We start from the raw sequence: 23,165 nt of genomic DNA, 5'->3' as shown, positions 1-23,165 counted from the left end.
TTACTCCTCAACAAAGTTGGTCGTGTCGGTGGTTCCGGCCGTCTTTGCCCGGGCTGAAGTCCTGAGGGATTCAGCTAGTTTCTTCAGGGTGCGCGAGGTCGCTTCGACGTCGTCCTCACTCCAGTCCTGCAGGAAGCCCTGCAGGGTCGCGGCGCGCTGCGCCTCGATGGAGCGCAGTTTCTCGACCCCGGCCGGCGAGAGCGCAATGAGCTGCGCCCGGCCGTCCTCGGGATCCGGCCGGCGGACCACGTAGCCCTGCTCGAGCAGTTCGGCGAGGTGCCGGCTGAGCACGGGAGCGCTGACGCCCAGCCGCTCCGCGAGTTGGGTGGCACGGGTTTCCCCCTCCCCCACAAAACGCAGCACGCCTTGAAGCGCGACGCCGGTATCGTCGCCGCGGAGGTTCGCCGCGGCGACGCACCGGACGGCGCGCTGGAGATCGAAGATTTGGTGGACCAGCTTGGCTGCAGTGGTCGATGCAACTGACATGTGTAAAAGCCCCTTACTTACTTGCCCGAAGCAACAATACCCTAAATTGATTGCTTTGGGAAACTAAGAAGCCGGCGTAAAAAGTGCGAACGTACATTTGAGGCCCCGAATCCGGGCGGATTCGGGGCCTCGTTGTGTACGTTCGCGCTGTTAGCGGGTTAGACGTCCAGGTGCGTGGGGGCGAACATCTTGAGCAGGGTTTCCACGACGACGACGTTCGGGCCGTCCGCGGCAAAGCCCGCCTTGAGCGCGTCCCCCACATCCTCCGGGGCCACCCGGACGGCCGGGACGCCGAAGGCCTCGGCCAGCTTCACGAAGTCGGGACGGGACAGTTCGGTGGCCGTGGCCTTGCCGAACGCGCCCACCATGTACTCGCGCAGGATGCCGTAGCCGCCGTCGTCGACAATCAGCCAGGTGACCGGAACGTTGTGTTGCTTGGCGGTGGCGAGCTCGGAGATTGAGTACATTGCCGAGCCGTCGCCGGACACCGCGAGCACCCGGGCCGAGCCGCCGGGCTTTCCGGTGGTTTCCAGGCCCACGGCGCCGCCGATGGCCGCCGGGAAACCGAAGCCCAGGCCGCCGGCGCCCTGGGCGGAGTGGAACTGCCCCTCGCGGGCGTCCCAGCAGCTCCAGGCCCAGTAGGCGGAAATCGTCATGTCCCAGAACGTCTGCATCTGCGCGGGAACGGCCTCGCGGATATCGGCCATGAACCTCAGTTCCTTGGCGAGGTCCTGGGATTCCAGCCGGGCCTTGACCTTGGCCAGGGTGTCCTTGACCAGCGCCTCGGGTGAGCTGCCGTGCCAGTCGGGGCGGGCGTCGGCCGGTGCCGCGGCCAGTGCCTCGTCGAGGGCGGCAAGCGCCTGTCCGGCGTCGGCCCGGATGCCGAGGCCGGGGCGGTTGGATTCCAGCACGCGGGGTTCGGCGTCGATCTGGATGATCCGGCCGCGCGGCTCGAAGGTGAAGTAGTTCGAGGTCACTTCGCCGAGCGAGGAGCCGATGACGATCAGCACGTCGGCGTCCTCGAGCAGCTCCGTCATGTACTGGTCCTCGATCCAGGACTGGAGCGACAGTTCATGGTTCCAGGGGAACGCGCCGTTGCCGCCGGGGGTGCAGATCACCGGCGCCCGCAGCTTTTCCGCCAGCGACAGCAGCGACTTCTCCGCCCGGCCGCGCCGCGTGCCGCCGCCGGCGATGATGGCCGGCCGCTTCGCCTCGGAGAGCCACTTCGCGGCTTCGCGGACCAGCTCCACGCGGGGCGGGTTGTCCGCGGATTCGGCGAGCGCGTCCTCCACCGGCGGGACCATGATCGGGTCCAGCAGGACGTTTTGCGGAACCTCGATCCACACCGGGCCCTGTGGCGAGGAGATGGCCTCGGTCCAGGCGTCCTGGATGGCCGAGGGAATGCCGGAGGCATGCTGGATCAGCCGCTGGCTCTTGGTGACGTTGGCGGCCGAGGCCTTCTGGTCATCCAGCTGGTGCAGCATGCCCTTGCGCCGGGCGCCGAGTCCCTCGAGCGGGATCTGGCTCGCGATGACCACCATGGGAACGCCGGTGGCGTAGGCCTCCTGCAGGCCGGCCAGCGAGGTCAGTGCGCCGGGGCCGGTGGAGAGGAAGAGGACGCCGACTTCTCCGGTGGCGCGGGAATAGCCGTCGGCGGCGAAGGCGGAGTTGTTCTCGACCCGGGAGGAGACGAAGTGCAGGTTTCCGCGGCCCATCGCGTCGAAGAGGCCCAGGGCGTGCTGGCCGGGGATGCCGAAGACGGTCTTGGCGCCGAGCGCCTCAAGGGTTTCGACGACGAGGTCCCCGCCGTTGCGCACCCCGGTCACTGCGCGGCTCCGCTCTGGACCGGCTGGGCCGCTGTCGCGGCGAAGCCTGCGGGACGGCGGGATTCGCGGCCGAGGGCCTGCGCCGCGTAACCGGTGGGCGCCCCGGTCCGGTCGCCGTCGACGGGGTTGTCCGCCATCAGGGTGACGAGCTCGTAGGCGACGTGGCTTGCCGCCACGCCGGTGATGTCGGCGTGGTCGTACGCGGGGGCGACCTCGACGACGTCGGCCCCCACCAGGTTCATGCCGCGGAAGCCGCGGATGATTTCCAGCAGTTCGCGGCTGGTGATGCCGCCGGCCTCCGGGGTTCCGGTGCCGGGAGCGTGGGCCGGGTCGAGGACGTCGATGTCGACGGAAATGTACAGCGGGCGGTTGCCGATCCGGTCACGGACCTTGGCGACGGTTTCCAGCACGCCCTGGTAGTAGACGTCCGCCGAGGTGACGATGCCGAAGCCGAAGCGGTGGTCGTCGTCGAGGTCCTTCTTGCCGTAAAGCGGTCCGCGGGTGCCGATGTGGCTGATCGCCTCGGTGTCCAGGATGCCCTCCTCGACGGCGCGGCGGAAGGGGGTGCCGTGGGTATATTCGGCGCCGAAGTAGGTGTCCCAGGTGTCCAGGTGCGCGTCGAAGTGGAGCATGGCGACGGGCTGCCCGGCGCGTTCAGCCGCGGCACGCAGCAGGGGCAGCGCGATGGTGTGGTCCCCGCCCAGGGTCAGCAGTTTGCTGCCGGCGGCGGTGAGGTCCAGCGCGTTCTGCTGGATGGTTTCGATGGCCTCGTTGATGTTGAACGGGTTGACGGCCATGTCCCCGGCGTCGGCGACCTGGATGTTCTCGAAGGGGCTGACGTCCCAGGCCGGGTTGTAGGGCCGCAGCAGCCGGCTGGCCTCGCGCACGTGGTTGGCGCCGAAGCGCGCGCCGGGACGGTAGGACACGCCGGAGTCGAAGGGCACACCGACCACGGTGACGTCCGCCTTGGCCACCTGGTCCAGCCGCGGCAGGCGGGCATAGGTCGCGGCGCCGGCGTAGCGCGGGATGCGGGAGGAATCGATGGGGCCAAGGTTGCCATTGGCTTCGATGCGCAGCTCTTCCAAGAGAGGCGTCTCCTTCGAGGGTTGTTCGACAGGTGTGACTGCCATCATACACTCGAAAGTTGCCCGCTGCGCATCAGTTGTTTACCGGATGCGGCCTGCCCCGCGCCTCGGGCGCAACCGGGCGACCCCCGCGACCCGGCTTTCCGCGCCGGCCGCGCGCTCCTCCCCAGTTACTCGCTTCCGCCGGCCCCGCCGCCCCGCCCGGAACCGCGCGGATCCGGGGATTCCGCGCTTGTCCGGCACCGGCGCCGGGTAAGTAACTGGGCGGGAAAGCACACAGCCGGCGGCGCGGAGCCCTCGAAGTTGTCCAGATAGCAGGGTTACCCGGTTCCAACGGGGGAGGCGGCAGCCTGCACTGGACCTATGGATCCCCAGGCCTACCTGGCCCAGCTGGGCGGCATCGCCCGGACCGGCCAGTTTTTGTCCGCCGGCTACAGCCGACGGGATGTTGCCCGGCTGGCCCGGGTCGCCCGCCAGCCACGGCGCGGCGTCTTTGCCCTGCCGGACTGCAGGCCCGAGTTCCTGGCCGCACTGCAGCACAACGCCCGGGTCAGCTGTGCCAGCGCCGCCGGCCACTACGGCCTGTGGCTGCGGGATCCGCCCGCCCGCCACCATCTGGCCTGCAACCACGGCCACGGCAGCGGCTTCGTCCGGCACCGGACGGTGCGGTTCGAGGGGCCCGCAGAGCTCCCCGTGGCCGCTGTCGAAGACGTGGTGCTCCATGCCCTGGGCTGTCTGGCTCCCCCGGCGTCCACCGCCATCGCGACGTCGGCGATGCGGCTGCTTGGCGTCCCGCTGGAACTGCTGAAAGCCGAACTCACCGCCGACCGGTCCGGGACAGCCCGGCGGGCACTGCGGCAGCTGGACCTTCGGGCTGAGTCCATCGTCGAAGTGGACGCGCAGCATCTCTTCAGGACCGGCGGCATCGGCTACGACGCCCAGGTCTATCTGCCCGGCATCGGAAGGGTCGACTTCCTGCTCGAAGGGTTTCTGATCGTCGAGGTGGACGGCTTCGCGTTCCATTCGAGCCGCAAGGCGCTTCGCCGGGATCTCCAGCGAAACAATGCCGCGACTCTCAGAGGTTTCGCGTCGCTCCACTACATGCCCGAGGACATCTGGTTCAGGCCGGAGCACGTCCTGGCCGAGGTCCGGGCGGTCCTGGCCGAGGGACCGCGGCACATCCGTTAGGGCCAAGGTCAGGCAGATCCCACAAGACCAACCCGCTGAAACCACCCGCAGCCCAATCCAACCCGATGAACTCAAACCGGCGCCGACCGGCCGAGGAGCGTCGGGCAGGCCTCGGCCAGGGGGCTGCCAGACGCTCCCGCCCAGTTACTTGGCCGGCCGCGTCAGGACTTCCGCGGAAAATCCGGGGTCGCTGGATCGGCCGCCGCTGCGACGCGGGTGGTAACTGGGAGGGACGGCCCGGGGTCAGGCCCAGCGCTGCCAGGCCGCCCGAACTTACCGGCTGGCGGCGGGTACCAGCACCCAGAGCACCTCGACCGGCTCGTTGGTGGGGTTGATCCAGGTGTGCGGCTCCCGGCCGGGGAACGTGACGGTGTCGCCGGTTTCCAGCTCGAATTCCTCGTTGGTGAGGACGAGCCGGATGTTGCCCCTGACCACGTGCAGTACATCCACGTCGCAGTCGACGGCGTAGAGCTCGGATTCGCCGCGCCCACGGGGCTCAATCACTGCCTGGATGATCTGGACCCGGCGCTCGGAGCGCGCGGTCAGCAGGCGTTCGACGATCCCCTCGCCGCCGAGCGAGATCCGGGGGCCCTCCCCCTTCTTGGTGAGGTGGGTTTCCGGCGCGGCGAACAGCTCGCCGATCGAAATCGAGAGCACCTGGCACAGCGTGACCAGCGAGCTCACCGAGGGCGAGGTGAGATCCCGTTCCACCCTGCTGAGGAAGCCTTTGGTCAGGCCGGTGGCATCCGCGACCTGTTCGATGGTGAGCCGCTGGGACTGCCGGGCGGCACGGATCCTGGAACCGATGGCAACTGGAACGTTGCTCGGTTCAACGGGTAGAGCCTTCATAAGGGAACCTTTCACGGCCGGCCGCGCGGCCCCATCATTGGAGCCAATCCTAGCCGCAGACCGCCCCCGGAGCGCCGGGAAGGACACGCCGCGGTCCTACCTTGACTGTTACCGGACCCACACCGCTCCATCGACTGATACGCGCAGATCCAGCACGCACGACGGCGGCGCTTCCCCCGCGGGGGAAGTGCCGCCGTCGTGCTGCCCGGCTCCAGCCGGAAGGGCGTCCGCTATTCTTCTTCCTCGGGTTCGCGGAACTCGTCCGCGTCGAGGGGCACGATCGGTTGCTCGTCCCCAAGGAAATCCTCAGCGTCGAGCGGGACGTTCCGGTCCGCTTCTTCCAGCAGCTCCTCGTCCACGGTCTCCGTGTCGCCGACCGGGGCGTCCTCGGCAAAATCGTAGGCCGGATCCGATTCAACGGAGTCCCTGGCCGGCTGGTGGGCCGGTGATCCGGTGCTGTCCATGGTGCAACCTCCGTGCGCTCGGGCTGCGGCAGTGGTTTGCGAGCCGTCCGGGTCCTCAGGCCGACGCCCGGAAAACGGCCGGGCGGGCCTGCCGGAGAACCCGCCCTGGTCTTTATTCGAACACCGCCCGCAGTGGGGGTCAAGGGTCGTCGGGCCCGACCGCCGCCCGGCCGCCGACTGTCCGCCGACGGGCCATAAGGGTACTTACTTTACGGCTTACCGAAACTTTCCACTGAGGATTGCCAGCCGAAAATCCGCGGGATAACGGGGTACGCTGGATTCGCAATGGGGCCGAACCATGCCCGATCCAGCCCAGGAGTTTCCGTGTCTCAGCACGCCCCATCTGATCCTTTCCAGTCTGACCCCAGCCCCGCCGCAGGCTCCCCCGCGGCCCCCGCCGCCGCAGCAGGCTCCCCCGCCGCAGCTGCCGCCGCCCCCGCGGCCAGCCCCGCCGCCACGTCGGCGGACATCAAGCGCTGGCGGCAGTACCTCGCCGACGAACGCGCCGAGGCCTCCGTCTACCGCGATCTCGCGGAAAACCGCAGCGGGGAGGAACGCGACATCCTGCTCGCCCTGGCCGAAGCGGAGGGGCGCCACGAGGCGCACTGGCTGCAGCTCCTCGGCGACCAGGCCGGCCGGCCGCGCCCCGCCTCGCTCCGCAGCCAGTTCCTGGGCTTCCTCGCCCGGCACTTCGGTTCCGTGTTTGTGCTGGCCCTGGCGCAGCGCGCCGAAAGCCGCTCGCCGTACGCCAACGACCCCAACGCCACCCCGGCCATGGTCGCCGACGAGCAGATCCACGAAGAAGTTGTCCGCGGTCTGGCCACACGCGGCCGCAACCGGCTTGCCGGGAGCTTCCGCGCCGCGGTGTTCGGCGCCAACGACGGGCTGGTCAGCAACCTGTCCCTCGTGATGGGCATGGCCGCCTCCGGCGTCGGCAGCTCCGTGGTCCTGCTCAGCGGCGTGGCCGGGCTGCTGGCCGGGGCGCTGTCGATGGGCGCCGGCGAGTTCATCTCCGTGCGGTCCCAGCGAGAACTGCTGGCCGCGACCCGCCCCACCCAGATCACCCTCGCGGCAGCGCCGTCGCTGGACATTGAACACAACGAACTCCTGCTCGTCTACCTGGCCCGCGGCATGTCCCGCGAGGCCGCCGAGCACCGCGTCGCCGAGCGGATGGGGCTGTTGGACTGCGACTGCGATCCCAGCCTGTCCCTGCGGCCCGAGCTTCCGGAAACGGAGGATCAGCATGAGGCCGTCGGGACGGCGTGGAGCGCAGCGGCGTCGAGCTTCTGCTTCTTCGCCTCCGGCGCGATCGTGCCGATCATCCCGTTCCTGCTGGGCATGACCGGCATTGCCGCGCTGGTGGTGTCCGCCGCCCTGGTGGGGATCGCCCTGCTGCTGACCGGCGGCGTCGTCGGCCTGCTTTCCGGCACCTCGCCCGCCAGCCGCGCCTTCCGCCAGCTGGCCATCGGCATAGGCGCCGCCGCTGTCACCTACCTGCTGGGCATGGCGTTTGGCGCGGTGGTCGCCTAGTGGACGATCCCGGGCTCCGGGACCGCTCCCCGCGGCACAGCCGGGGCCGCAGCGCCGCCCGGGTGAGCCGGAACCTGGCGGCCGTGGTGCTGATCGCGGGGGCCGCCTTCCTGACCGCCGGGCTGGTTTACGGCGACCCCCGCTTTGTCGGGTTGGTCGAATTCAACGGCGGCTCGGACGCCACAGCACCCGGCGCGCCGGCCAGCCACCCCACGGCCAGCCCGGCGGACCGGCAGGCCGGCGTTCCCGACGACGGGTCGCACATGGCTGTTCCGCCGCCGGGGATCGAAGAGCAGGACCAGCCGTTGGGGCAGCCGCTGACGCCGGCGTCGGCCAACTCGTCCTATAAGTTCCTGGCCACCAACGCCGACGGCACCCCGGTGGGCTACTCCCCCTGCCGGCCCCTGCACTACGTGGTCAATTCACAGCTGGCTCCCGCGGGCGCCGGCGAACTGGTGGACAACGCGATCCGGACGATCTCCGAGGCCACCGGGATCAAGTTCGTCAACGACGGCCCCACCACCGAGGCGCCGTCGCCGTCACGGGCGCCGTACCAAAAGGAGCGGTACGGCGAGCGCTGGGCTCCCCTGCTGATTGCCTGGACCACCCCGGAGCAGGCGCCGCAGCTCAAGGGCGCCGTGATCGGCACCGGCGGCAGCACCCACTTCAGCTTCGGCGACGGCCCCAAAAGCTTCGTCACCGGCAGCCTGGAACTGGACGCGCCGCAAATCGGCAACGACCTGGGCCGTGGAGACGGATCGGCCTACGCGACGGCCGTCATCCTGCACGAACTCGGCCACGTGATGGGCCTGGAACACGTCGATGACCCGACGCAGCTGATGTACCCGGAGATCGGCGCGCCGGACGGGCTGGCAGCCGGCGACCTGAACGGCCTGCACGAACTGGGCCGCGCCGCATGCCGCAAGGACCTCTAGGCAGCCCCTAAACGGCCGGTCTTAGCGCTCCAGCACCGCCAGGGCTTCCTCGACGCTGTCCACCAGGAAGATCCGGCTTTCCATCTGCCGGCCCGCGGCGAGGCTCTGCAGCAGGGGCCAGGCCGGGAACCTGCGCAGCCAGTGCTCCTCGCCCACCAGCACCATGGGTGTAATGGTCTCCGGGGCGCCGTAGTAGTTTTCGCATGCGTCCTGGAAGATCTCCTGGACGGTGCCGCCGGAGCCGGGAAGGAAGATGATTCCGCCGTTGCACAGCTCCAGCAGGACCGCCTCACGGATGGCGTTGGCGAAGTATTTGGCGATGTGGGTGGCGAAGAAGTTGGGCGGCTCGTGGCCGTAAAACCAGGTGGGGATGCCCAGCGACGGCGTACCGTCCGGATGGCGTTCGACGACGGCGGCCGCGGCCCGCGCCCATGCGGACACCGAAGGCCGGAAGCCGGGCACCGCGGCGAGCTCCGCCAGGGCCCGGCGGAAATCCGTTTCGTCCGCCGCGCTGAGGTAGGCGCCCAGGTTGGCCGCCTCCATGGTCCCCGGGCCGCCGCCGGTGGCGACCACCCGCCCGTTCCGCGCCAGCAGGCGGCCCAGCAGCGCCGCCTCGGTGAAGCCCGCCGAGCCGCGGCTCGCGGCGTGGCCGCCCATCACACCCACCATGGTGCGGCCACGGCACAGCTCCGAGCGGGTCAGCTCCTCCAACGCATCACCGATCGAGTGGTCGTGCAGGGCCGCCGCCAGCGTCGCGTCCAGCCGGTGCCGCTGGCCTGGCCGGATGCTCCACTGGTACACCCGGGCGTCCAGGGTGTCCTCGTACCGGGCCTCCTCGACGCCGGCGTACAGCTCCTGCGGCGTGTAGAGCCGGCCGCGGTAAGGGTTGAACGGCACCTTTTCCAGCTTGGGAAAGATCAGGGCGCCACGGCCGCGCAGCGACTCCTCCACCCCGTCGTCGAAGCTGCAGCCCAGGAAAATCGCACCCTGCGCGTCCAGTGCCTCCAGCGGCTCCCGGCGTCCGCGCAGGTCCAGGGACTGGACGTGCCAGCCGTGCATGGACCGCGCGCCGCCCGCCACCAGCCGGTCGAAACTGGTCAGGCTTTCGACTTCCAGGGTGCGCGGGCTCGGGTGCAGGCTGCGGGCAGCGCTCATCCGGCGCGCCTAGCGAAGGTGGTCCGGGGCGGCGCCGGACCCTGCTGCGGCTTCCGAGGTCATGTAGGCGTCCAGCTTGGCGAGGGTCTGCTCGATGCTGGCCGGGTGGCGGCGGAGGTAGCCGGCCAAGCGGAGCAGGATCCTGGCGCGAACGTCCCGCGCGTCCCATTGTTCGGTGACGAGGGTGCCAGGGGTCCCGTCGGCGTCGTTGACGGGGTTCAGCAGGTAGCGCCAGACGTGGCCGCCGAAATGCCGCCACGCGATCCGCCGGCCCTCCTCGAACTCGCAGACCGTGTTGAGGATCTTGTAATCCATCTTGATGTTCATTTCCATGCCGAACTTCGCGCCCAGGGCGAGTCGTTCGGGACCGCGCGGCTGGGCGCCCTTCACGGTCCCCGAACCGTCGATCACGCTGTGCAGGGCGGGTGTGACGAGCACTTCAAAGATGGCTTCCGGGGCGGCCGCGATGAAGCGGCTGCGGGACACGAGGTATCTGTTGGTCATCCGGCAATCCTAGTCCTGCGGGCTGACGCGGAACCCGTGATGCAGAATGAGTCATGCAGAATCCAGCACGGCCCGTCGGCGGCCGCCCCCGCATCGGCATTCCGGTCCGGCTCAGCAGTTCCTCGGACCCCGATCCGCGGGTGGGCGAGGCCAACGCGCTCTTCGGCTACATCGTTGATTTGGTGCGCGACGGCGGTGGTGATCCCGTGTTGCTCACCGCCGCCGCGTCACCCGGGGTGCTCGACGGCGTCGTGCTCCCCGGCGGCGGCGATCTGGACCCCCGGCTCTACGGCGAGGAGGACAGCGGAACCTGCTACGACGTCAACGCGGAGCAGGACGCCCTGGATCTTGCGGTGGCCCGGCAGGCCATCGCCGCGGGCCTGCCGGTGCTGGGCATCTGCCGCGGGCACCAACTCCTGAACGTGCTCTACGGCGGAACGCTGGTCCAGGACATGGACCCCGGCGTGGTGGCGCACCGGGAACCCGCTCCCGCCCACGGCGCCGGCCCCTGGGCCTGCCACGAGGTCGGGATTGCCGCAGGTTCCAAGGTGGCCGGCCTGTACGGGACCATGGGTTCATGCGTGGGGCCGGGCGCGGGGTCCGCAGCGGGTTCCGGCACCGGACCGGACACGGGACCCGGCACGGGACCCGGCGCCGCGGCCGCGGTGACGGTCAAGATTGCCTCCGGCCACCACCAGGCCGTGGCCCGCGTGGCCGACGGGCTCGTGGTGACCGGGGTGGCCGATGACGGGACCGTGGAGGCGCTGGAAAACCCGGAACGCTGGGTGGCCTCGGTGCAGTGGCATCCGGAGGCCCTGGAGCTTCCCGCCGAGGAGCGGCTGGCTCCGTTCCGGGCCTTCGTGGCGGTCTGCCGGGACCGCGCTGCGGCCCGCTAGAGCCGCTGCAGCTCGGCGTCGTCCGCGGCACCCTCCGTGGCGATGCCTGCGGGAGCGGCGGTGGCGGCGGCCGGCGCAACGGCGGGCGACGGCCCTCCGGCGTCGCGCCCGGCGCCGGTGGCGGCAGCCTTCCCGGCGCTCTTTTTAGCGGCGGTGGCGGCGAAGGCCATCACCACCAGGCCCAGCACGGTGATGCCCGCGCCGGCCCAGATCGGCGAGGTGTAGCCGAGGCCGGCGGTGATGGTCACGCCGCCCATCCAGGCGCCGAGGGCGTTGCCGACGTTGAACGCGCCGATGTTGGCGCCGGAGGCGAGGGTGGGCGCGCCGTCGGCGTACTTCATGACGCGCATCTGCAGGCCAGGCACCGTGGCGAAGCCAAAGCCGCCCAGCAGCACCATGGAGGCGATGGTCATCGGCTGGTTGGCCGAGGTGAGGGCGAAGGCCACCAGCACCACCACGAGGGCGGCTAGCACCACGAGCAGGGTGCGGTCCACGTTCCGGTCCGCCGCCTTGCCGCCGACGGTGTTGCCGATGAAAAGGCCGACGCCGAAGATGATCAGCAGCCACGGCACGGTGGCGGCGGAGAAGCCGGTGACCTCGGTCAGGGTGAACGCGATGTAGGTGAAGGCGCCGAACATCCCGCCGTAGCCGAGGATGGTAACGAAAATGGACAGCCAGACCTGGCCGGAGCGGAAGGCTCGGAGTTCGCCGCGCAGGCCGCCCGCGGCAGCCTCCCCCGCGCCGGTCTTCGGCACCAGGGCCAGGATGCCGGCCAGGGCCAGCACGCCGATGCCGGTGATGGCCCAGAAGGTGGAGCGCCAGCCGGCGGCCTGGCCGAGCATGGTGCCGAACGGCACACCCAGGACGTTCGCCGCGGTCAGCCCGGTGAACATGATGGCGATGGCGCCGGCCTTTTTGGTGGGGGCGACCATGCTGGCGGCCACCACCGCGCCGATCCCGAAGAACGCGCCGTGCGCCAGGGCGGCAATAATCCGGCCCAGCATCATCAGCGCGTAGTCGGGGGCGACCGCGGAGACGAGGTTGCCGGCGATGAACAGCACCATCAGCACGGCGAGCACCGGTTTGCGCTCGAAGCGCGTCACCGCGGCGGTCAGGAGCAGCGCCCCGACGACGACGGCGAGCGCGTAGCCGGAGATCAGCCAGCCCGCGGTGGCCTCGCTGACGCGGAAGTCGGCGGCCACCTGCGGCAGCAGACCCATAATGACGAACTCGGTGAGTCCGATTCCGAACCCGCCGAGGGCGAGTGCTATCAGGCCGATAGGCATGGATGAGCTCCTTCAAAACTGTACGGGGGGATTTCCGAAGCGTAAGCTATTAGTTGCAGACGCGTTATTTATTGTTGCACACGCAACTATAGCGCGCAAGCAACTATTTTGGGGGCTGTCCGCGTTCCGCTGTCCGGAGCGCGGTAGCCCGAGCCGGAAGGAGCACAAGGTATGGGCATCAAGGACGACGCCGTCGAGGTCCGGGCGCAAGGCTGGCGGACCCTGGCGGCCCTGCACGGGCTGATCGAAACCGAGCTCGAACGCTCGCTGCAGGCCGAGGCGCAGCTCTCCGTGGTGGAGTACACCGTGCTGGATGCGCTGAGCCGGCAGGACGGCTGGCACATGCGGATGCAGCAGCTTGCCCGGGCCACGGCCCTGAGCCCCAGCGCCACCACCCGGCTGGTCAACCGGCTTGAGGAGCGCGGCCTGCTGACCCGGATCCTGTGCGCGGACGACCGCCGCGGCATCTACACCGAACTCACGCCCAGCGGGATCGGGCTGCTGGAACAGGCGCGGCCCGTCCACGACCACACCCTGGAACGCGCGCTGGCCCGGGCGCAGGAGCTCCCCGAGCTCGCTCCCCTGGTGGACGCACTCCCCCGGCTGCACGCGGGCGTCTAGGCGCAGCCGCCTCCGAACGCAGCAGAGGCGCCGGGACAGCCTGACAGCTGCCCCCGGCGCCTCCGTGGCTTGCCGCGGTCTAGGCGGTGAAGGCAGAGCTCCGGGCCGTGCCGTCGTATCCCCCGGCCGGTGCCTTGAGTCCGTAGAGCTGGCCGATGGTGGGGGCCACGTCCGCTGTCCGGGCAGGTTCGGAGGAGACCGATTGCTTGACCACCGCCGGGCTGCCGCCGGAGACGAAGAAGGGAATTGGCTCCGTGGCCGGGTGGCCGTGGTTGCCGGGGATGGGGTTGGAGGCCACGTAGGGGTCGGAGAAGCGCCAGCCCGCGCGGCAGTACGCCACCAGGTCGCCGGCCTCGGCCCCGAGGCGCAGGTCCGCGGGCCTGCTGACCGACAGGACGCCTTCGTGGGCGGCGACCAGCTGCTCGACGGCGGCCAGCCCGGCCGCACGGTCGGCGTCGGTCCCGGTCCAATAGAGCAGGTCCGCCCCGCCGTTCTGAGCGATCCTGACGTTGGACTGCAGCTCCGGACGGGACTGCAGGATCAGGTCGATGGAAATGACGTTGCTCGGCAGCGACCAATCCATCGAGTGGTCGGCCAGCACCATCACCACGCTGGAGTCCCACTTTCCGGTGCTTTTGAGGTGGTCGATAAAGCGGCCCACCTGCACGTCGGTGTCCGCGAGGGCAGCTTCACGCGCTGCACGCAGGGTGGTCCCGGTGAGGTCCGAATGCCCCACGCGGTCGATGTCGCCCAGGTTGGTGAAGACGAAGTCCGGGTCCGGTCCGCCCACCATCGCGAGCAGCGCGTCCATGGTGGCGGCGTCGGGCGCGTGCCCGGTGACCGGCAGCAGCGGCTGGGGTTCCCAGCGGTAGCTGGCGCGGGTGCCGAAGATGCCGTAAAGGTACTTCTTGCTCAGCACCGAGCCGGTGGTGAGCCCGCGTTCCTGCAGCCGCTCCAAGAGGGTGGGAAAGCGCAGGTCGGTGGGACGGTCGAGGTCCCGGACCACGCCTTCGGTGCGGTCGAAAATCGCATTGGCCGGAACGCCGGAGCGGTCCGGCCGGACCCCGGTCATCATCATCACGTGGTTGGGGATGGTTTCCATGACCGGCAGGGAGCGCGCGGCCGGGAAGGTGGTGCCGGCGGCGCGCAGGCCGGCCAACCGCGGCGTCAGGGCAGGAGTGATCTCGTCCGGACGGCAGCCGTCCACCACGAGCACGTAGCTCCGGGTGCGTCCCGTTGCCGGGGCGGCCCAGGCGGCGCCCGGGGCCGCGGACAGCAGGACGGCGGCGCCTCCCGCGGCGGCGAGCTGCAGGAACTGCCGGCGGCCCGGCGTCGGCTGGGTAGTGGATGAATGGCTCATGCGAGGCCTCCCTGTGCGGGCGTGACCTTGCCCGTGTTGGTTTGAACGTTGAAGGACGTGGTCAATGTCGATCCGGACCCGGCGGCGGTGCGCTCGGCGAGGACGTACCAGTCCATGCGGACGCCGGCGGGCGTCACGTCGAGCACGGAGTAGCCGTGCGAGTCGAAGTCCAGGTACTTCACGTGCGGGTTGGCCGCCTTGATGGCGTTCTCGACGCCGACGGAACCGGTCCGGGGCGGAACGTTGAGGATGTCATCGAGGTTGTCGCTCGTGACCGAGGTGCAGACCAGCTCCGCAGCCACGGAGTCGCCGGTGGCCGGGTAGCTGGCCGGGTCCGCGGGAATGTCGCAGGCCCAGCCGGAATGGATGTCGCCGGTGAGGAAGACGGTGTCCTTGACGGCGTTGTCCCGCAGGTGCCGGACCACGCGGTTGCGGTCGGCCTCGTAGCCGTCCCATTGGTCGACGTTGTACGGCACGCCCCCGATGCTCGTGCCGCCCATCAGTTTTTGCACCCCGCCCAGCTCTGCGGCGCTCAGGGTTGAGGGAATCCGCACCGGCGCGATCATCACGGGGTTGCCCACGAGCTTCCACTGCGGACCCGTGGACTTGAGGTTGCCCAGCAGCCAGTCCATCTGGGCGGCGCCCGTGATGGTCCGGGCCGGGCTGCTGATCGAGGGATCCACGCCGGTGGCCGCCTGCTGGTCGCGGTAGCTGCGCAGGTCCAGCATGGACAGGCTGGCCAGGGAACCGAAGTCCAGGCGGCGGTAGAGCTGGCCGCCCGGCTCGTAGCGCACCGGCATCCACTCGGCATAGGCCTGGTGCGCGGCGGCGAAGCGCTCGCTCCAGGCGCCTTCGACGCCGGGGGTGTGGTTCTCGGCGCCGCCCTGCCAGGCGTCGTTGGCCGATTCGTGGTCGTCCCAGGTCACGATGAAGGGCGCGGCCGCGTGCAGGGCCTGGAGGTCGGGATCGGTCTTGTACTGGGCGTGGCGGCGGCGGTAGTGCTCCAGCTGCGTCATCTCGACGGCCGGGTCGTGCGGACGGACCACGACGTCGCGGGCCTGGTAGTCGCCGGGCGCGTATTCGTAGAGGTAATCGCCCAGGTGCAGGACGGCGTCGAGGTCGCCCCGCGCGGCCAGGTGGCGGTACGAGGAGAAGTAGCCCGCCTGCCAGTTGGCGCAGGACACCACACCGAACTTCAGGCGGTCCACCGGCGCGCCGGTGGCCGGCGCCGTGCGGGTGCGTCCCGCCGGGGACACCACCGAGCCCAGCGTGAAGCGGTACCAGTAGCTGGCGCCGGGGGCGAGCCGGTCGGCTACGACCTTGACCGTGTGGTCCCGGGCCGCGCCGGTGGCGGCGGTACCCCGGGCCACGATCTTCTTGAAACCCGCGTCGGCCGAGACCTCCCAGCCCACGGACACGTCCGGGCCGGTGCCGCTGCCGGGCGCCGCCTCGGGGCTGGGGGTGACGCGGGTCCACAGCAGCACGCTGCCCGGCAGGGGATCCCCCGAGGCGATCCCGTGGCCGAACGGACCGCTTGGCGTGGCTGAAAATGCCCCCGCGGAGGTGCTGGTGGCCAGGGCTCCAGCCACCGCGGCAACCCCTGCAGAGCGCAGAACTTGACGTCGAGTAAAGGTAGTCATGCTCTCCAGTATCTGCACCCGGGCCGGGTCAAATGCCGGTTTTACAGCCCCATTGGCCGGACGTTCGCCCAGAGTTCACCGTGGCGCAGTCCTGCGGCCGCCGCCGGCCGCGCCAGTCCCCTTGCCGCCGGCCGCGCCAGTCCCCTTGCCGCCGGTCCGGCCCGGGCGTACGCTTAAACAACCCAAACATTGATCAACCGTTTCGTTGACTAAAGGCTTACTGAACAGAGTGCTGAACACCATGGCTGACGACGACGAACACCTCGACTCCGCTTTCCTGGCGCTGGCCGATCCCGTCCGCCGCCGCATCATCGCCCGGCTCAGCCGGGGCCCGGCCACGGTCAATGAATTGGCGGAACCCTTCGCGATCACCAAGCAGGCGGTCTCGAAGCACATCCAGGTCCTCGAGCTAGCGGGGCTCGTCACGCGCACGCGGGACGCCCAGCGCCGGCCCGTCCACCTGAACCCCGCACGGCTGGAGGCGCTCACCGCCTGGATCGACCAGTACCGGCTGGTCCGCGAGGAGCAGTTCCGCAGCCTCGACGCCGTGCTCCAATCCCAGGCCGCCGCGCGCGGCACCCAGGCAAAGGACTCATCATGAGCAACGCCCTGAAACTCACGGTCCCGGAAGGACTGCCCTTCATCGACTTCGAGCGGGAGTTCGACTTTCCCGTGGCCGACGTCTTCCGGGCCCACAAGGAACCCGAACTCGTCGCCCAGTGGCTCGGCCCGCGCCGGGTCAGCATGGACGTGGACCACTACGACTTCCGCACCGGCGGCAGCTACCGCTACACGCACACGGGGCCCGACGGCGTCGCGCACCGGTTCAACGGCGTCTTCCACACCGTCCGGGACAACGACTTCGCGGTCCAGACCTTCGAATACGGCGGCTACCCGGACGTGGTGAGCGTCGAGTTCCTCACCTTCCAGGACCTGGGCGGCGGACGCACCCGGCTGGCCGGCCACGCCGTGTATCCCAGCATGGAGGCCCGTGACGGCATGGCGCAGTCCGGGATGGAGGGCGGCCTGACCGAAGGCTACGAGCGGCTCGAGGAACTGCTGGCCGGCGCGAAGGCCTGAAGGGCCTCGTCCAGGACGCGGCCGAGGTTGGCGGCGTCGTGGGCAAAGCGTCCCAGGAACAGTCCGTCCGCCGCTGCCAGTTCCGGCAACAGCCCGGGCCCGGCGCTGCCGCCGTAAATGATGGGACAGGCCGCGCCGAGCCCTTGGCGGATCAGTTCCACCACTGCGTTCACGTACGCCGGCGCGGCGGGCCGATCCGCCCCGATCGCCCAGACCGGTTCGTAAGCCAGGACCAGCCGCTGCGCCAGCGGCCCGTCACCGCCGGTCGCGGACCGGACCTGCGCCAGGCAGAAACCGGCGGCGTCCTCCGGGCTGAGCCTGTCCGGCTCGCCGATGCACAGCAGCGGCGCCAGCCCGGCGTCGACGGCGGCCCGCACCTTGCGGGCCACCACGGCGTCGTCCTCGCCGAACAGGGCGCGGCGCTCCGCGTGGCCGATTTCCACCAGCGAGACGCCGAGTTCGGCCAGCATGGCCGGGCTGACTTCCCCGGTCAGCGCCCCGTCCCCCCAGGCGCAGTTCTGGGCGCCGAGGAGCACGGGCGAGCCGGCCAGGACCGCCTTCGCCTGCGCCAGGACCGGGAAGGACGGGATGACGAACACCCGGATGTCCTGGCCCGCGGCCAGGGCGGGCCGGGCGTCGACCACGGCGCGCACCTCCGACAGCCAGCGCAGGCTCGCCTGGTACCCCAGGTACATCTTGGTGCTGACACCGATGTACAGGGGGCCGGCGGGGGCGCTGGTGCCGGAGGTGCGGCTCATGGATCTCCTTCAGGGTGGGGTTGAAGCGGGGACGGGCTTAGTCCAGCAGCTCGTCGGCCTTGTTGCGGAACCGCTTGGTGGCAAACATCATCGCCGCCGCCACGAAGGGCAGCACACCGAGGGCGTAGACACCCATGGACCCGGTGGGCGAATGGGTGGCCTCGTTGACGGCCGTCCGCAGGATCGGGGCGACGAAGCCGCCGAGGTTGCCGAGTGAGTTGATCAGCCCGATGCCCGCCGCGGCGGCGGAACCGGCGAGGAACGCCGTCGGGTAGGACCAGACCACGGGTCCGACGGCGAGGAAGCTGCAGACCGCCAGGGTAATGAAGATCATGCCGAGCACCGGCTGGTGGTTGGTTCCTGCCCAAGCCGAGCCGAAGATGCACAGGCCGGTGGAGATGAACAGGATGGTGCCGAACTTCCGCCGCTTGGCCACCGTGTTGGCCGCCTTGCCGATGAAGTAGCAGGAGAAGATGCCGAAGAACCAGGGCACGGCGATCAGCAGGCCGACGGCGAGGCCCACTTTCTGGCCGGTCAGCGAGGAGACCTGCTGGGGCAGGAAGAACGTCACGCCGTAGACCGCGATCTGCAGGCAGAAGTAGATGGCGGTGAAGTACCAGACCCGGCCGTTGCGCATCGCGGCGAGGATGCCGCGGGGGCCGGTCTCGTCCTTGATGTTGTCCTCGAGCGCCATGACTTCCTTGAGCGCGAATTTCTCCTCGCCGCTGAGGAACTTGGCTTTTTCAGGACCGTTGATCAGGAAGAAGAAGGCCGCGATGCCGGCCACCACGGCGAGCAGGCCCTCGACAAAGAACATCACCTGCCAGCCGCGCAGGCCGGGGACCTGGTCGCCGATGTTGATCAGCCAGCCGGAGAGCGGGTTGCCGATCATCTGCGAGAACGGCTGCGCCAGGTAGAAGATGGCGAACATCTGCACGCGCACCTTGTTGGGGAACCATTCCGCGAGGTACATAATCACGCCCGGGAAGAGCCCGGCCTCGGTGACGCCGAGGAGGAAGCGCAGGATCACAAACGAAGTCTCGCCCTGCACGAACGCGAAGCAGGCCGAGACAATGCCCCAGGTGATCGCGATCCGGGCCAACCAGATCTTGGCGCCGACCTTTTTGAGCAGCAGGTTGCTGGGAATCTCAAAGATCGCGTAGCCGATGAAGAAGATGCCGGCACCCAGGGCGAAGGCCGCGGCGGACACGCCCTTGTCCGCGCCCAGGGCGGCCTCGGCGAAGCCGACATTGGTCCGGTCCAGGAACGAAACGACGTACAGAATGACCAGCATCGGCATCAGCCGGCGGGCCGCCTTGGAGATCGCGGACTTCAGGACCGGACGGGCCAGAAGCTCCTTGGATGTAGCGGTGGTTACGGACACAGCACTCTCCTTCGAGTGATGAGGTGGGGTGGTTCCCCCGCGGGCCGGCGGCCCGCGGTTTCTGCTGGCTCCCTCGTTCGGGAGCCGTCAGTGCATGTACAGGCCGCCGTCGACGTTGAGCGTCTGGCCGGAGATGTAGCCTGCGTCCTCGCCGATCAGGAAGTGGATCGCGGCCGCGATGTCGCGGGTGCTGCCCACGCGGTTGACCACCAGGTCCTTGACGAGTTCATCCTTGCGTTCCTCGCTGAGGGTCCCGCCCATGATGTCGGTGTCGATCGGGCCCGGTGAGATGGCGTTGACGGTGATGTCGTACCCGCCCAGTTCGCGGGCCGTGGCGCGGGTCAGACCGATGACGCCGGCCTTCGCCACGGAGTACGGGGTCTTGCTGAAGGTGCCGCCGCCGCGCTGGGCGGAGACCGAGGAGATGTTGACGATCCTGCCCAGCCGGTGCTTGACCATCGATTCGGCGGCCCGGCGGGTGGCGTAGTGCACCCCGTTCATGTTGATGTTCAGCACCCGGTCCCACTCGGCGGCGTCGAGTTCGAGGTAGGGCACCGGGGAACTCACCCCGGCGATGTTCGCCAGGGCGACGAGCTGCGGCAGCTCGGCCTCGATCTCATCGATCGCGGCGCGGACCGAGGCCTCGTCGCCGATATTGGCGCCGGAGCCGTGGGCCTTGACGCCGTGCTTTTCGGCCAGGTCCTTGGCCAGGGCCTTGCTGGCGGCGTCGTCGAGGTCGATCACGCCGATGTTCCAGCCGCGCTCGGCGAGGTACTCCGCGGTGGCCCGGCCGATGCCGCGCTCGGAGACGGCGCCGGTCACGATCACCGTGCGGTCTGCGGGGAATGAGGTCATGGGAGTCTCCTAGGGAAAGGTGGCGTGCGGCGGTGGTCAGCCCAGGGGCGCGGGGCCGAGTTCCTCGATCAGCTTCTGCATCGCGACGTAGGCCTTGTTCCGGTACGCCACCAGGGCGGCGGTCCGGTCGGCGGGGACGTTGAGGAAGCCGGAGCCGGTCTTGGTGCCGAGCTGGCCGGCGTCGACCTTTTCCTGCAGGATCTGCGGCGTGGCGAACCGCTCCGGGAAGCCGGTCTGCAGCGACTTGTAGCAGAACGCGTACACGTCCAGCCCGGCCATGTCCGCGATCGCGAACGGCCCGAAGAACGGCAGCCGGAAACCGAACGTGGTGCGGACCATGGTGTCCACGTCCTCGGCCGTGGCGATGCCTTCCTCCACGACCTGCGCGGCCTCATGGAACAGGGCGTACTGCAGCCGGTTGAGCACGAATCCGGTGACGTCCTTGACGGTCGCGGTTTCCTTGCCGGTCTCCCCCACAATGGTGCGCGCGGCCTCGATGGTGGCCTCGGAGGTGCCCTCGTGCGGGATGACTTCGACGCCCGGGATGAACGGCGCCGGGTTGGAGAAGTGGACGCCCAGGAAGCGCTCCGGGTTCACCACGACTTCGGCGAGCTTCGCGATGGAGATGGTCGAGGTGTTGGAGCCGATGATGGCGTCCGGGCGGGCGGCGGCGCTGATCCGGCCCAGCGTGCCGTGCTTGATCTCGAGGACCTCCGGCACGGCTTCTTCGATGTATTCGGCGTCGGCGACGGCTTCTTCGATGTCCTTGGCGGCCCAGAGGTTTTCCTTGAGCGTTTCGGTGGCGCCGGCCGGGAACAGCCCGGCGGCGACGAAGTCCTCGGATTCCTTCAGCAGCCGTTCGTAGTTGCTCTGGGCGATCTCGGCGGAGACGTCGGCGAGGGCGACGCGGGCGCCCGCGAGGGCCAGGACCTGCGCGATTCCGCCGCCCATGTAGCCGGATCCGACGACGGCGATGTTACGTGTGGTCATTTGCTTGCCTGTCCTTCCGAAACTCCTTCATAGGAGTGGATTGCGTCCACCTTGGCCGCGGATGCGGAGGTGTCATCGAAGCGGTGGCCCAGCCATTCGCCGACCAGCTTCTTGGCCAGTTCCAGGCCTATCACCCGCTGGCCCATGGTCAGCACCTGGGCGTTGTTGGAAAGCACGGAGCGCTCCACGGAGTAGCTGTCGTGCGCGGTGACGGCGCGGATGCCGGGAACCTTGTTGGCCGAGATGGCCACGCCCAGTCCGGTGCCGCAGATCAGCAGGGCACGGTCGGCCTCGCCGGCGGCGACCTTGCGGGCCGCGGCGACGGCCAGGTGCGGGTAGGCGGTCGTGTCGTCGGGGCCGACGCCGACGTCTTCCACCGAGGCGACGCGGGGGTCCGCCTCGAGGAGCTCGCGCAGGGCGTTTTTGTATTCGACGCCGGCTTCGTCGTTGCCGACGACGATCCGCCAGCCGGGCTGGGGGTTGGTGTCGTGGCTTTGTGTCTCGTGTGACAAGGGAATTCTCCTCTAGCTGCGTTCGATGGAGGCCGCGTAGTCGGCCACCCGGCCGGCGATCAGGCCGAAGGACACGGCGCCGGGGTCCGGGTGGCCCAGGCTTTTCTCGGCCAGCGGCCGGGCCCGGCCTTTCTTGGGGCTCAGCGCCGCGGTGGCTTCGGCGGCCTGGGCGGCCGCGTCGGCGGCGGTCCGCAGGCTGCGGGCCAGGCCGTCGCCGTCGTCGATTCCCCGGTTGAAAACGTCGGCGAACGGAAGCAGGGCGTCCACCATCGTCTTGTCTCCGGCTTCGGCCTTGCCCAGGGTGATGATGGCATCGCGGAGGGCGTCGACGGCGGCGGCCGCGTCCGCCCGGGTGTAGGCGTCCTTGCTGCCCAGGGCGCGGCCGACGGCGGTGACCGCCGCGCCCCAGAGCGCGCCGGAGGTGCCGCCGGCGCGTTCGGCCCACTGCTCGCCGGCCGCGGCGAGGACTTCCTCGAGCCCGGCGCCGGCCGCGTGGGACTGTTCCGCCGCCGCGACTGCGGCGTCCACGCCGCGGCGCATGCCGATTCCGTGGTCGCCGTCGCCGGCGATGGCGTCCAGTTTGCCGAGCGCTTCCTCGTGTTCGACGACGACCGACTGGGCCACCTTCAGCACGCCCACCGCCGTGGCGGCCAGGGAGGTCGACGCCGTCGTGGCGGCCAGCGCGGGCGCTGCTTCGACGTCGGCCTGCGCGGCGCGGGTTTTGGCCCGGCGGGGCGCCAGGTTGCCCTTCCGGAAGGCGGGAGTGTCGGCCGGCGCGGACCAGAACTTCTCGAGTTCCGCGTCGAGCCAGAACAGGGTCAGGGACAGCCCGGACATGTCCAGGCTGGTGACGAGCTCGCCGCATTCTGGTTCGACGATCTCGAGTCCGGCGGCGGCCAGGAGGGCCTCGACCTTGCCGAAGAGCAGGAACAGCTCGTCGTACTTGACGGTGCCGAGGCCGTTGAGGATTGGCACCACCCGGCGTCCGGCGGTCTCCGGCTTGTCCTTGAGCAGGCCGTCCACCAGCAGCGCGGCCAGTTCGCTGGCGGTGGGCAGCGGTTGTTCGGAGATGCCGGGTTCGCCGTGGATGCCCAGGCCTACGGACATCATGCCCTCGGGCACCGTGAACAGCGGCTCCGCGGCGCCCGGCAGGGTGCAGCCGGCGAAGGCGACGCCCAGCGAGCGGGTGTGGTGGTTGGCCTTGACCGCCAGCCGTTCCACCTCGTCGAGGTCCAGCCCGGCGTCGGCGGCCGCCCCGGCAACCTTGAAGACCGTCAGGTCCCCGGCGATGCCGCGGCGTTTGTCGATCTCCGCCAGCGGGGCGCTGGCAATATCGTCGGTGACCAACACCGTGCGGGTCGGGATGCCCTCGGCGTTGAGCTTGTCCTGTGCCTGGCCGAAGTGGAGCACGTCCCCGGCGTAGTTGCCGTAGCTGAGCAGCACCCCGCCCCCGGTGTCCGCCGCCTTGGCCACGCGGTAGACCTGGCCCGCGGAGGGCGAGGCGAACATGTTCCCGCAGGCGCTGCCGGCGGCGAGTCCGGCGCCGACCAGGCCGGCGAAGGCGGGGTAGTGGCCCGAGCCGCCGCCGATCACCAGGGCGACCTGGCCCTCGGGCGTCTCGGTGGAACGGACCACCCCGCCGTCCACCCGTGCCACGTACTGGCGGTGGGCGGCGGCGAAGCCGTCGAGGGCGTCGTCCGCGAAGCTTGCGGGATCGTCAAATATCTTTGTCATGATTCCTCGTTGAACCGGTTGGGGCGG

Annotated in this window: 23 protein-coding genes; 7 read left to right on the top strand and 16 right to left on the bottom strand. The window is 69.8% G+C overall.

What is annotated here, in order from left to right; all coding sequences use genetic code 11:
- The 3 genes from AC1MBE_RS13345 to speB all read right to left on the bottom strand — a co-directional run bounded on the left by AC1MBE_RS13345 (position 1) and on the right by speB (position 3,397).
- Positions 1-486, bottom strand: a complete 486-nt coding sequence (locus AC1MBE_RS13345; protein ID WP_479778956.1) for a MarR family winged helix-turn-helix transcriptional regulator — start codon at positions 484-486, stop codon at positions 1-3.
- Between the two features lie 158 nt (positions 487-644).
- Positions 645-2,312 (bottom strand): thiamine pyrophosphate-binding protein, encoded by a 1,668-nt coding sequence (locus AC1MBE_RS13340; RefSeq protein WP_479778954.1) that lies wholly within the window; start codon positions 2,310-2,312, stop codon positions 645-647.
- The gene (speB, locus tag AC1MBE_RS13335) at positions 2,309-3,397 is read right to left on the bottom strand and encodes an agmatinase (protein WP_479778952.1); all 1,089 of its coding nucleotides are present in this window, start codon (positions 3,395-3,397) and stop codon (positions 2,309-2,311) included. Before speB ends, AC1MBE_RS13340 begins: the two co-directional genes overlap by 4 nt.
- Positions 3,398-3,760: 363 nt before the next feature.
- On the opposite strand from speB, the gene AC1MBE_RS13330 reads away from it, so the two are divergent.
- Positions 3,761-4,585 carry a hypothetical protein gene (locus AC1MBE_RS13330; protein ID WP_479778950.1) on the top strand — a complete coding sequence of 275 codons (825 nt, stop codon included), beginning with the start codon at positions 3,761-3,763 and terminating at the stop codon, positions 4,583-4,585.
- Positions 4,586-4,858: 273 nt separating this feature from the next.
- Here the strand turns inward: AC1MBE_RS13330 and AC1MBE_RS13325 are convergent, their stop codons facing one another.
- Both AC1MBE_RS13325 and AC1MBE_RS13320 read right to left on the bottom strand, forming a co-directional pair.
- A complete protein-coding gene (locus AC1MBE_RS13325) occupies positions 4,859-5,434 on the bottom strand; it encodes a helix-turn-helix domain-containing protein (protein WP_479778948.1) in 576 nt (191 codons plus the stop codon).
- Between the two features lie 230 nt (positions 5,435-5,664).
- Positions 5,665-5,898, bottom strand: coding sequence for a hypothetical protein (locus AC1MBE_RS13320; RefSeq protein ID WP_346959928.1), 234 nt, complete (start codon positions 5,896-5,898; stop codon positions 5,665-5,667).
- A gap of 324 nt (positions 5,899-6,222) precedes the next feature.
- On the opposite strand from AC1MBE_RS13320, the gene AC1MBE_RS13315 reads away from it, so the two are divergent.
- Both AC1MBE_RS13315 and AC1MBE_RS13310 read left to right on the top strand, forming a co-directional pair.
- Positions 6,223-7,428 carry a VIT1/CCC1 transporter family protein gene (locus AC1MBE_RS13315; RefSeq protein WP_479778946.1) on the top strand — a complete coding sequence of 402 codons (1,206 nt, stop codon included), beginning with the start codon at positions 6,223-6,225 and terminating at the stop codon, positions 7,426-7,428.
- Positions 7,429-7,490: 62 nt separating this feature from the next.
- Positions 7,491-8,363, top strand: a complete 873-nt coding sequence (locus AC1MBE_RS13310; protein WP_479778944.1) for a matrixin family metalloprotease — start codon at positions 7,491-7,493, stop codon at positions 8,361-8,363.
- Positions 8,364-8,384: 21 nt separating this feature from the next.
- Here the strand turns inward: AC1MBE_RS13310 and AC1MBE_RS13305 are convergent, their stop codons facing one another.
- Both AC1MBE_RS13305 and AC1MBE_RS13300 read right to left on the bottom strand, forming a co-directional pair.
- Positions 8,385-9,518: an LOG family protein gene (locus AC1MBE_RS13305; protein WP_479778942.1), complete on the bottom strand. Its 1,134-nt coding sequence runs from the start codon at positions 9,516-9,518 to the stop codon at positions 8,385-8,387.
- Between the two features lie 9 nt (positions 9,519-9,527).
- On the bottom strand, positions 9,528-10,022 hold the full coding sequence (locus tag AC1MBE_RS13300; RefSeq protein WP_479778940.1) for an SRPBCC family protein: 495 nt from the start codon (positions 10,020-10,022) through the stop codon (positions 9,528-9,530).
- Between the two features lie 53 nt (positions 10,023-10,075).
- On the opposite strand from AC1MBE_RS13300, the gene AC1MBE_RS13295 reads away from it, so the two are divergent.
- Complete coding sequence (locus AC1MBE_RS13295; RefSeq protein WP_479778938.1) at positions 10,076-10,918, top strand: gamma-glutamyl-gamma-aminobutyrate hydrolase family protein; 843 nt, start codon at positions 10,076-10,078, stop codon at positions 10,916-10,918.
- Here the strand turns inward: AC1MBE_RS13295 and AC1MBE_RS13290 are convergent.
- Positions 10,915-12,204 (bottom strand): MFS transporter, encoded by a 1,290-nt coding sequence (locus tag AC1MBE_RS13290; protein ID WP_479778936.1) that lies wholly within the window; start codon positions 12,202-12,204, stop codon positions 10,915-10,917. The two genes, AC1MBE_RS13295 and AC1MBE_RS13290, sit on opposite strands and share 4 nt — an antisense overlap.
- 171 nt (positions 12,205-12,375) lie before the next feature.
- On the opposite strand from AC1MBE_RS13290, the gene AC1MBE_RS13285 reads away from it, so the two are divergent.
- The gene (locus tag AC1MBE_RS13285; protein WP_479778934.1) at positions 12,376-12,825 is read left to right on the top strand and encodes a MarR family winged helix-turn-helix transcriptional regulator; all 450 of its coding nucleotides are present in this window, start codon (positions 12,376-12,378) and stop codon (positions 12,823-12,825) included.
- Between the two features lie 79 nt (positions 12,826-12,904).
- Here AC1MBE_RS13285 and AC1MBE_RS13280 read toward each other — a convergent pair whose 3' ends face one another.
- A complete protein-coding gene (locus tag AC1MBE_RS13280) occupies positions 12,905-14,185 on the bottom strand; it encodes an alkaline phosphatase family protein (RefSeq protein WP_479778932.1) in 1,281 nt (426 codons plus the stop codon).
- Positions 14,182-15,825, bottom strand: a complete 1,644-nt coding sequence (locus tag AC1MBE_RS13275) for an alkaline phosphatase D family protein (protein ID WP_479778930.1) — start codon at positions 15,823-15,825, stop codon at positions 14,182-14,184. Before AC1MBE_RS13275 ends, AC1MBE_RS13280 begins: the two co-directional genes overlap by 4 nt.
- 241 nt (positions 15,826-16,066) lie before the next feature.
- On the opposite strand from AC1MBE_RS13275, the gene AC1MBE_RS13270 reads away from it, so the two are divergent.
- Together AC1MBE_RS13270 and AC1MBE_RS13265 are read left to right on the top strand one after the other, a co-directional pair.
- Positions 16,067-16,426: an ArsR/SmtB family transcription factor gene (locus tag AC1MBE_RS13270; RefSeq protein WP_479778928.1), complete on the top strand. Its 360-nt coding sequence runs from the start codon at positions 16,067-16,069 to the stop codon at positions 16,424-16,426.
- Positions 16,423-16,905, top strand: coding sequence for an SRPBCC family protein (locus AC1MBE_RS13265; RefSeq protein ID WP_479778926.1), 483 nt, complete (start codon positions 16,423-16,425; stop codon positions 16,903-16,905). Before AC1MBE_RS13270 ends, AC1MBE_RS13265 begins: the two co-directional genes overlap by 4 nt.
- Here the strand turns inward: AC1MBE_RS13265 and AC1MBE_RS13260 are convergent.
- The 6 genes from AC1MBE_RS13260 to AC1MBE_RS13235 form a co-directional block, all read right to left on the bottom strand.
- Positions 16,863-17,663 carry a triose-phosphate isomerase family protein gene (locus tag AC1MBE_RS13260; RefSeq protein WP_479778924.1) on the bottom strand — a complete coding sequence of 267 codons (801 nt, stop codon included), beginning with the start codon at positions 17,661-17,663 and terminating at the stop codon, positions 16,863-16,865. The genes AC1MBE_RS13265 and AC1MBE_RS13260 overlap by 43 nt on opposite strands.
- A 37-nt stretch (positions 17,664-17,700) precedes the next feature.
- Entirely contained in the window at positions 17,701-19,047 is a 1,347-nt protein-coding gene (locus AC1MBE_RS13255; protein WP_346959941.1) for an MFS transporter, read from the bottom strand.
- 87 nt (positions 19,048-19,134) lie between these two features.
- Entirely contained in the window at positions 19,135-19,902 is a 768-nt protein-coding gene (locus AC1MBE_RS13250; RefSeq protein ID WP_479778922.1) for an SDR family NAD(P)-dependent oxidoreductase, read from the bottom strand.
- Positions 19,903-19,938: 36 nt separating this feature from the next.
- Positions 19,939-20,892, bottom strand: coding sequence for a 3-hydroxyacyl-CoA dehydrogenase family protein (locus tag AC1MBE_RS13245; protein WP_479778920.1), 954 nt, complete (start codon positions 20,890-20,892; stop codon positions 19,939-19,941).
- Positions 20,889-21,404 carry a ribose-5-phosphate isomerase gene (locus AC1MBE_RS13240; protein ID WP_479778918.1) on the bottom strand — a complete coding sequence of 172 codons (516 nt, stop codon included), beginning with the start codon at positions 21,402-21,404 and terminating at the stop codon, positions 20,889-20,891. Before AC1MBE_RS13240 ends, AC1MBE_RS13245 begins: the two co-directional genes overlap by 4 nt.
- A 12-nt stretch (positions 21,405-21,416) precedes the next feature.
- Positions 21,417-23,138, bottom strand: coding sequence for a dihydroxyacetone kinase family protein (locus AC1MBE_RS13235; RefSeq protein ID WP_479778916.1), 1,722 nt, complete (start codon positions 23,136-23,138; stop codon positions 21,417-21,419).
- Positions 23,139-23,165 lie beyond the last annotated feature (27 nt).

This window comes from Arthrobacter sp. BG5 (genome assembly GCF_056680155.1).
The sequence above is the reverse complement of the archived record's forward strand: the minus strand, read 5'-3'. Positions and strand labels throughout refer to the sequence as shown.

Bases quoted from the DNA above. Each gene is read 5' to 3' on its own strand.
- AC1MBE_RS13270 (WP_479778928.1), top strand. From the start codon at position 16,067: ATGGCTGACGACGACGAACACCTCGACTCCGCTTTCCTGGCGCTGGCC.
- AC1MBE_RS13295 (WP_479778938.1), top strand. From the start codon at position 10,076: ATGCAGAATCCAGCACGGCCCGTCGGCGGCCGCCCCCGCATCGGCATT.
- AC1MBE_RS13275 (WP_479778930.1), bottom strand. From the start codon at position 15,825: ATGACTACCTTTACTCGACGTCAAGTTCTGCGCTCTGCAGGGGTTGCC.
- AC1MBE_RS13330 (WP_479778950.1), top strand. From the start codon at position 3,761: ATGGATCCCCAGGCCTACCTGGCCCAGCTGGGCGGCATCGCCCGGACC.
- AC1MBE_RS13250 (WP_479778922.1), bottom strand. From the start codon at position 19,902: ATGACCTCATTCCCCGCAGACCGCACGGTGATCGTGACCGGCGCCGTC.
- AC1MBE_RS13345 (WP_479778956.1), bottom strand. From the start codon at position 486: ATGTCAGTTGCATCGACCACTGCAGCCAAGCTGGTCCACCAAATCTTC.
- AC1MBE_RS13265 (WP_479778926.1), top strand. From the start codon at position 16,423: ATGAGCAACGCCCTGAAACTCACGGTCCCGGAAGGACTGCCCTTCATC.
- AC1MBE_RS13245 (WP_479778920.1), bottom strand. From the start codon at position 20,892: ATGACCACACGTAACATCGCCGTCGTCGGATCCGGCTACATGGGCGGC.
- AC1MBE_RS13320 (WP_346959928.1), bottom strand. From the start codon at position 5,898: ATGGACAGCACCGGATCACCGGCCCACCAGCCGGCCAGGGACTCCGTT.
- AC1MBE_RS13235 (WP_479778916.1), bottom strand. From the start codon at position 23,138: ATGACAAAGATATTTGACGATCCCGCAAGCTTCGCGGACGACGCCCTC.
- AC1MBE_RS13290 (WP_479778936.1), bottom strand. From the start codon at position 12,204: ATGCCTATCGGCCTGATAGCACTCGCCCTCGGCGGGTTCGGAATCGGA.
- AC1MBE_RS13305 (WP_479778942.1), bottom strand. From the start codon at position 9,518: ATGAGCGCTGCCCGCAGCCTGCACCCGAGCCCGCGCACCCTGGAAGTC.
- AC1MBE_RS13260 (WP_479778924.1), bottom strand. From the start codon at position 17,663: ATGAGCCGCACCTCCGGCACCAGCGCCCCCGCCGGCCCCCTGTACATC.
- AC1MBE_RS13325 (WP_479778948.1), bottom strand. From the start codon at position 5,434: ATGAAGGCTCTACCCGTTGAACCGAGCAACGTTCCAGTTGCCATCGGT.
- AC1MBE_RS13280 (WP_479778932.1), bottom strand. From the start codon at position 14,185: ATGAGCCATTCATCCACTACCCAGCCGACGCCGGGCCGCCGGCAGTTC.
- AC1MBE_RS13300 (WP_479778940.1), bottom strand. From the start codon at position 10,022: ATGACCAACAGATACCTCGTGTCCCGCAGCCGCTTCATCGCGGCCGCC.
- AC1MBE_RS13285 (WP_479778934.1), top strand. From the start codon at position 12,376: ATGGGCATCAAGGACGACGCCGTCGAGGTCCGGGCGCAAGGCTGGCGG.